The 6,996-nt window shown below is 73.7% G+C and carries 6 protein-coding genes; 1 reads left to right on the forward strand and 5 read right to left on the reverse strand.

Annotated features, from left to right (window positions below; genetic code table 11):
* Positions 1-41 precede the first annotated feature (41 nt).
* From ACFRAR_RS22280 to ACFRAR_RS22300, 5 genes are all read right to left on the reverse strand, one after another.
* Positions 42-1,388: an MFS transporter gene (locus ACFRAR_RS22280; protein ID WP_380699869.1), complete on the reverse strand. Its 1,347-nt coding sequence runs from the start codon at positions 1,386-1,388 to the stop codon at positions 42-44.
* Positions 1,389-1,536: 148 nt separating this feature from the next.
* Positions 1,537-2,328 carry a DUF1684 domain-containing protein gene (locus tag ACFRAR_RS22285; RefSeq protein WP_380699870.1) on the reverse strand — a complete coding sequence of 264 codons (792 nt, stop codon included), beginning with the start codon at positions 2,326-2,328 and terminating at the stop codon, positions 1,537-1,539.
* A gap of 285 nt (positions 2,329-2,613) precedes the next feature.
* Positions 2,614-3,483, reverse strand: coding sequence for an acyl-CoA thioesterase (locus tag ACFRAR_RS22290; protein WP_380699871.1), 870 nt, complete (start codon positions 3,481-3,483; stop codon positions 2,614-2,616).
* 191 nt (positions 3,484-3,674) lie between these two features.
* On the reverse strand, positions 3,675-4,286 hold the full coding sequence (locus tag ACFRAR_RS22295) for an alpha-ketoglutarate-dependent dioxygenase AlkB family protein (protein WP_380699876.1): 612 nt from the start codon (positions 4,284-4,286) through the stop codon (positions 3,675-3,677).
* Positions 4,287-4,708: 422 nt separating this feature from the next.
* The gene (locus tag ACFRAR_RS22300) at positions 4,709-5,494 is read right to left on the reverse strand and encodes a transglycosylase family protein (protein WP_380699872.1); all 786 of its coding nucleotides are present in this window, start codon (positions 5,492-5,494) and stop codon (positions 4,709-4,711) included.
* 599 nt (positions 5,495-6,093) lie between these two features.
* On the opposite strand from ACFRAR_RS22300, the gene ACFRAR_RS22305 reads away from it, so the two are divergent.
* Positions 6,094-6,948: a hypothetical protein gene (locus ACFRAR_RS22305; protein ID WP_380699877.1), complete on the forward strand. Its 855-nt coding sequence runs from the start codon at positions 6,094-6,096 to the stop codon at positions 6,946-6,948.
* Positions 6,949-6,996: the final 48 nt, after the last annotated feature.

Genomic DNA, 6,996 nt, shown 5'->3' on the forward strand with positions numbered 1-6,996 from the left:
ACGTCGGGGGGTGCTCGCTGCCAGGTTCGGGGGTGGGTGGGTCAGGGGGTCGGGTGGCGGGCGTCGTAGGCGAGGAAGGCGGGGCGGCGGGCGGCGAGGAGGAGGACGGCGGCGACGCAGGCGAGGCCGCCGGTGATCACGGAGGTGGTGGGGTTGGTGAGGGCGGCGACGGTGCCGGACTCGAAGTCGCCGAGGCGGGGGCCGCCGGCCACGACCACGATGAAGATGCCCTGGAGGCGGCCGCGCATCTCGTCGGGGGCCGCGACCTGCATCATCGTGTTGCGGAAGATCATGCTGACGGTGTCGGCGCAGCCCGCGACCGCGAGCAGCAGGAGGCCGAGCCAGAGGTTGTGGAGGGCGCCGAAGGCCGCGATGGCCAGGCCCCAGGCGGCGACCGAGACGAGGATGGCGACGCCCTGGCGGTGCACCCGGCCGACCCAGCCGGAGAAGAGCGCGCCGACCAGGGCGCCGACGGCCGGGGCGGAGACCAGCAGGCCGACGGTGCCGGCGTCGCCGCCGTAGAAGGTGACCGCGATGGCGGGGAAGAGGGCGCGCGGCATGCCGAAGACCATCGCGGCCAGGTCGGCGAGGAAGCTGGTGCGCAGGTTGGGCTGCTCGCGCAGGAAGCGGAGGCCGTCGAGGACGGAGGCGCGGCCCTTGCGCTCGCCGAGCGGCCGCATGGCGGGCAGTCGCCACATCGCGTACAGGGTGGCGGTGAAGGCGACGGTGTCGACCAGGTAGGCGGCCTGGGCGCCGTACGCGCCGATGAGGACGCCGCCGAGCATCGGGCCGACGGTGAGGCCGAGGTTCATGCTGACGGTGTTCAGGGCGTTCGCCGCCGGGAGCTGGTGGCTGGGCACCAGGCGGGGGATCATCGCGGAGCGGGCGGGCGAGCTGAGTGCGAAGAAGCCCGCCTGGACGGCGACGGCGACGTACAGGACGGCGACCAGGCCGAGACCTGCCAGTGCCTGCGCGGCGAGGACGGCGGAGACGACCGCCAGACCGCCCGAGCCGATCAGGCCCAGCCGCCGCCGGTCGACGGTGTCGGCGATCGCTCCGCCGTAGAGGCCGAAGGCGACCAGCGGGACGAGGGAGAAGATGCCGACCAGGCCGGTCGCGAAGGCGGACCCGGTCAGGTCGTAGACCTGGACGGAGACGGCGACGGCCGTCATCTGCTGGCCTATGGAGGAGACGGCCTGCCCGGCCCAGACCCGGCGGTAGTCGGGACTGTCGCGCAGCGGGCTGAGGTCGGCGAACGCCCGCCGGTACCAGGGTGACGCGGCGGCCGCCGTCGGCCCCGGCCCGGAACCGGGTTCGGGATCGGAGTCGGGTTCGGGTTCGGCGGAGGAGGGCGAGGAGGACGGAGTGGGATGCTGATTGTCCGGCATGGTCCCCCATGCTCCGCCCCTCTCCCGGCCGCCCCGGCACCGGGGCCCACCCGGCCACGGCCCCGGCACGGCCCAGACACACCCCGGACACACCCCGGGCGCCCCTCTGGCGCACCCCGGCGCCGGAGGGACCCCGGGCCCCCGTCCGCTACCGGCTCAGCACCTGCTTCTCCCCCGCCTCCACCGCGAAGTCCAGCCGGTTGCCCGGCGGCGGGAACGGGCAGATGAAGTGGTCCGAGAAGGCGCACGGCGGCAGGTAGGCCCGGTTGAGGTCGAGGACGGTGCGGCCCTCGGCGTCCGGCGCCGGCAGGGTGATGAAGCGGAAGCGGTAGGTGTCGATGCCGCTGGTCGCGTCCGCGATCACACCGGTGAGCCGCCTGCCCGCCCGGCTGACGGTCAGCGTGCGGTGCTCACCCGCCACCGTGAAGGCGATCTGCCCGGTGACGGCCAGCGGACGTTCCTTGCCGTCGGCGTTCGGGACCACGACCGACCGTGCGTCGCCGTCCGCGAACGGGGTGAAGACGGCGGGCACGGCCCACTCGGGCGCGTACGGGTAGGCCGAGATGCCCACGAAGGCCGTCCGGCGCGGCGCGGCCGGGTCGAGGACCCGCAGGGCCAGTTCGCCCTCGCGCTCGATCGGGACGAGCAGCGCGTCGCCCAGCCTGGCGGTGTCGGCGTCCGGGTCGCTGTCCGGGCGGAGCAGCACCTCGCCGTCCACGGGGGCGGCCGCGCCGTCGACCGTGATGCCGTCGGCCGCCGCCGCCCGGACCCGGACGCCCTCGGTGTCGGCCCACCAGAGCCCGGGCAGGCCGGGGACCCCGGCGGGCTCCGGCTCCAGCCAGTGCGTGCCGGTGAGTGACAGCGGGCCGTGCAACGCGCTCACCGACGCCGCCCGGCCGTCACTCCAGTGCTTCCAGTCCTCCGCGGCCGTCGCCGTCATCGGTCCACCCTCCCGATCGGTCCGCGGACGGCCCGCGGTTCGGGCCGCCCGTCTCGGTCATCCACAACACCGTCCGCGCGGACGGATCATTCCCGTCGGTCCGAGACCGCCGAAACCGCAACACGGCGGCAACGCGCCGACACGCGGCACAACACGGGGCAAGGCACCGAACACGACACGACACGGCACCGCAACACCGGGCGCAGCGCGCGGCACGGCGCCGGGCACGACACCAGGCGCGACACCGGACAGGGCTCCGAGCATGGCACGGACCATACCGATCACCTACCCGTCACGGCGCTTCAGCGGACGGAACAGCCCCTCCTGCACCACGGACACCACCAGCTGCCCGTTCCGGTCGAAGATCTGCCCGCGCGCCAGGCCTCGCGCGCCGTGCGCGATCGGGGACTCCTGCTGGTACAGCAGCCAGTCGTCCGTCCGGAACGGCTGGTGGAACCACATCGCGTGGTCGAGCGAGGCCATGTCGAAGTTCCGCTCGCCCCACAGCGGTTCGACCGGGGCGCGGACGGCGTCCAGCAGCGTCATGTCACTGGCGTAGGTGAGGGCGCAGACGTGGATCAGCGGGTCGTCCGGCAGCGGGCCGTTGGTGCGGAGCCAGACGCCGCTGCGTGCCTCGACACCCTCCAGTTCCGCCTCCGTCCAGCGCAGTCGGTCCACGTAACGGATGTCGAAGGGCTGGCGGCGGCTGATGAACGGGGGCAGCTCGCCGAGCCGGGAGCCGACCTCGTCCAGGGCGCTGGGCAGTTCCTCGGGGCCGGCCACCGACGGCATCGGGAACTGGTGCTCGATGCCGCCCTCCTCCGGTCTGTGGAAGTCGGCGGTGAGCGCGAAGATCGACCGGCCGCCCTGGATGCCGAGCACCCGGCGGGTGGTGAAGGAGCGGCCGTCGCGGATCCGGTCGACCTGGTAGACGATCGGCACGCCGGGCAGTCCGGGGCGCAGGAAGTAGGCGTGCAACGAATGGACCGGGCGCTCGTCGTCCACCGTGCGCCCCGCCGCGACCAGCGCCTGCCCGGCGACCTGGCCGCCGAACGTCCGTTGCAGCGCCTCCTCGGGGCTGCGCCCCCGGAAGATGTTGAGTTCGATCTGCTCAAGGTCGAGCAGATCGACAAGGTCGTCGACGGGGGTACCCATGCTCACGCTTCCTCTCGGGACTCCGAACGAATTCTCCAGCTCACTCGAATCCTCTGGCGACCCGGGTCATTCCCGCGCAGCGGGTCGGAGCCCCCAGTTCACTCGAACGAGTAACCGAAACCGTCGCCCGCCCGAACCCGTCGCCCGCCCGAAACCGCCGTCCGACCGAACCCGTCGGCGGGGACCCACGGCTACACCACCAGCCCCGATTGCCGGACCGTGATGTTGAGCCGCCCGGTCAGCCCCAGCGCCGGATCGGCCGTCCCCGGCAGCGTCCGCACCACCCCGTGGTACGCGAACCGGGCCGGACCACCGAAGACCAGTAGGTCGCCGCTGCACAGCTCCAGGTCGGTCCACGGCCGGGTCCTGGTCTCGGTGTTCCCGAGCCGGAACACGCAGCCGTCGCCGAGCGAGAGCGAGACCACCGGCGCGTCCGCGCGCTCGTCGCGGTCCTGGTGGAGGCCCATCTTCGCGCCGTGCGCGTAGTGGTTGACGATCGCGATGTCCGGCTCGTACGACGCGGCGCCCTCGATCTCCCCCAGCGCCGGCCCGTACGCCTCGACGACGGCCCTGCGCGCCAGCTCCCCGAGCACCGACGGGAACGGCTTGACCGGTGCGCCGTCCTCGGCGACCCGCCGGTAGCCGTACGGGTACCAGTGCAGGCCGAGGCTCACCATCCGCACGGACATCGTCCCGCCGGTGGGCATCCGCACGGTGTGCAGACCGGCGGGCGGGCGGGCCCAGTCCCGGCAGGCGGCGACCAGGCGGCGCTGGGCGTCGAGGTCCAGCCAGCCGGGGAGCAGGACGGCGCCGGGGGCCGGCTCGGAGCGCCGACGCGTGCCCGAGTCCCCGCCCGAGTCCCCGCCCGGGCCACCGCGCGGGTCATCGAACAGCTCGCCCTGGATCACCCCGCCATCCTCCCGCACCGGGCCCGCGCGGGCCCGGTCGCGGTCCCGCCCGTACCGACACCGACGGCCGCTCCCCCACCCGGCGGAGGGATCCGCGCGGCGGAAGAGCGGCCGTGGAGGAAGCCGAGCGCGTCGCCGCCCGATCGGGCGGCAGCTGTGCGGCGGAGCCCGGGCGGCCGCTGTCAGCCTCGCGCGATGCTCCGGGGCCCAAGGGATCCAAGGGATCCAAGGGATCCAAGAGGCCCAAGGGGCTCAGAGCGTTCAGGGCTCTCAAGGGATTCGAGGCGCTCAAGCGGCCCGAACCGCCAGGGGGAACCTCAGATGCTGAGGGTCTGACCCGGGAAGATCAGGTCCGCGTTGCCACCGATGACCTGGGCGTTGTTCTTGTACAGGTCGTGCCAGTCCAGGCCCTGCGCGGCGGCGATGGAGCTCAGGGTGTCACCGGCCTTGACGGTGTAGTCGCCCTTGGCGGCCGGCTTGGCGGCGTTCGAACCCTTCCAGGACTTGGCACCCTGGTCGGCCTTCGGCGCAGCCTTGCGGACGTCGGACTTCGGCGCGGCAGCCTTCGGCGCGGCGTCGTTCTTCGGCGCGGCCTGGGCCTTGGGAGCGGCCTTCGGGGCCTCGGCCGGCTTGGCGGCGGCCTTCGGGGTCTGCGCCGGCTTGGCGGCGGTCGAGCCGGCCGAGGTGTCGACGGCGGCCGGGGCGCCGCCCTTGGTCAGACCGGCCTTGACGGAGCAGACCGGCCAGGCACCCGGGCCCTGCGAGGCGAGGACCTTCTCGGCGACGGCGATCTGCTGCGCCTTGGTGGCCAGGTTGGCCTGCGAGGCGTAGGCGGTGCCACCGAACGCGGCCCAGGTGCTGGAGGTGAACTGCAGACCGCCGTAGAAACCGTTGCCGGTGTTGATGGCCCAGTTGCCGCCGCTCTCGCACTGGGCGACGGCGTCCCAGGTGGAGACGGAGGCGGCGGAGGCCGAGGTGGCCGTGACGAGGCCGGCCACCGGCAGGGCCGCGACAGCGGCGCCCGCCACGACGGCCATCCGAACGCGGTTGCGCTTGGTGGCGGCGGAGGTGGTGGCAGCGGCGGTCTCGTGACGGAAGGTCATGGGGTTCCTCTCGACAGCCCCGGGCGGGCATGCGGAACCAGGCCCTGGAGAGGGCCGCTTTCGCTTGCCGCGTCCGTCGGACGGCCGTGCACGTGTCGGACGTGCCGCTGCCGCCCCGGCCACCCAGCCGCTCGCCGGCGACCCGTTCGAGCGGTCGCGTCGGCGGGCACCTGCCGCTCCCGGCGGGCCGGGGGGCGGTGCGTCGGGGGTGAACCCGGGTGGCGCTCGTTGCGCCGCCCAAGAAGCTACGAGTCGGTCGGCAGGTAGATCAAAAATTCGACGGTCTGCCCAGCTCAGCCAAGGGTTACCGGCGGTAAGACCCGCACAATCGCGCCCGGAATGTCCGCTTTTACCGTCGATTCCTAGATCAAACATCCGGGCGGCGTGACTCACCTCACCAGGACGTTCCGGCAGTCCCTGCACCGACATCGACAGATTGCGACCAAGAGAACACGCCTCGCGGTCGGATCCGGAGCAATTCCCGTCAGCCTCGACGGGCACCCGTGACGCCTGACACAAGGGCCCGTTGGACATGTCGACCTCCCCGTGTCCGCCCCCGAACCCCATCCACACCCATCCGAGGAGACCCTGTGCAGCGCATGCTCGACGTCAGCGACGAGGTCCGGTCCGAGATCGGCGACGACGAGGCCGACCGCCTGCTGGGCGGCGACCGCGCCCCCGACGGCTACGAATGCACCTCCTGCCGAACCCCTGGCGACACGCACCTGGAGCCCACCAGCACCGTGCTGTTCGTCGGCGAGGAGACCGCCGTCCTCGCCTTCGCGCACGCCCGCTGCATCCCCTCCCAGGTCGTCCCGGTCTCCGAGGAGCAGCTGGCCGGCGCCGTCCGCAGCATCAGCCAGTCGCACACCGGCGCCCCGGACCTCGCCGTCCCCACCGCCCCCGCCCCCGCGCAGCCCGTCCCGGCGCCGGCCCCGGCCGCCCCCGCCGTGCCGGACCCGGGCCGGCAGAGCGCGCCCGGCCAGGCCGCCATCCTCGGCATCACCTGCGGACTGGTCCTGCACGGCAAGGTCGGACACGCCTCACTGGTGGTCGAGCCGACCGGTCCGGTCGGCCGCCCCGGCAGCACCTCGGGCGAGGACGAGTTCCTCGACCTGCTCCAGGACGCCGGCTTCCAGCCCGTCACCGACCTGGACGAGACGCCGGAGCAGCTGCCCGGCTGGTCGGTCCTGGTCGCGATGGGCAAACTGCACGCGGTCCTCCAGCCCGCCGCGGCCGGCGGCAGCACCGGCTGGTGGCAGGCGCACCAGCCGCTCCAGGTCACCGACGCCTGGCGGATGGCCGCGAGCCAGCTCTCCGAGGTGACCATGTACGCCGTCCCGGCCGGCATGGTCGGCCGCCAGCCCCGCGAGGACCTGCTGCGCCAGGCGCTGGAGCGGGCGGTGGCACTGGGCCAGGTGGTCGCCGCCTCCCTCCCGCTCGCCGGGACCTGATCCGCCCCGGTGCCCCGCCCGCCGGAGGGCGGCCTCCCGTCCAGGGGC

This window comes from Kitasatospora sp. NPDC056651 (assembly GCF_042792155.1).
In the GTDB taxonomy this organism is placed as follows: domain Bacteria; phylum Actinomycetota; class Actinomycetes; order Streptomycetales; family Streptomycetaceae; genus Kitasatospora.

What these genes read in the sequence shown, in the direction of transcription:
- ACFRAR_RS22300 (WP_380699872.1), bottom strand. Translation starts at nt 5,494, where the DNA reads ATGACCTTCCGTCACGAGACCGCCGCTGCCACCACCTCCGCCGCCACC.
- ACFRAR_RS22280 (WP_380699869.1), bottom strand. Translation starts at nt 1,388, where the DNA reads ATGCCGGACAATCAGCATCCCACTCCGTCCTCCTCGCCCTCCTCCGCC.
- ACFRAR_RS22290 (WP_380699871.1), bottom strand. Translation starts at nt 3,483, where the DNA reads ATGGGTACCCCCGTCGACGACCTTGTCGATCTGCTCGACCTTGAGCAG.
- ACFRAR_RS22285 (WP_380699870.1), bottom strand. Translation starts at nt 2,328, where the DNA reads ATGACGGCGACGGCCGCGGAGGACTGGAAGCACTGGAGTGACGGCCGG.
- ACFRAR_RS22305 (WP_380699877.1), top strand. Translation starts at nt 6,094, where the DNA reads ATGCTCGACGTCAGCGACGAGGTCCGGTCCGAGATCGGCGACGACGAG.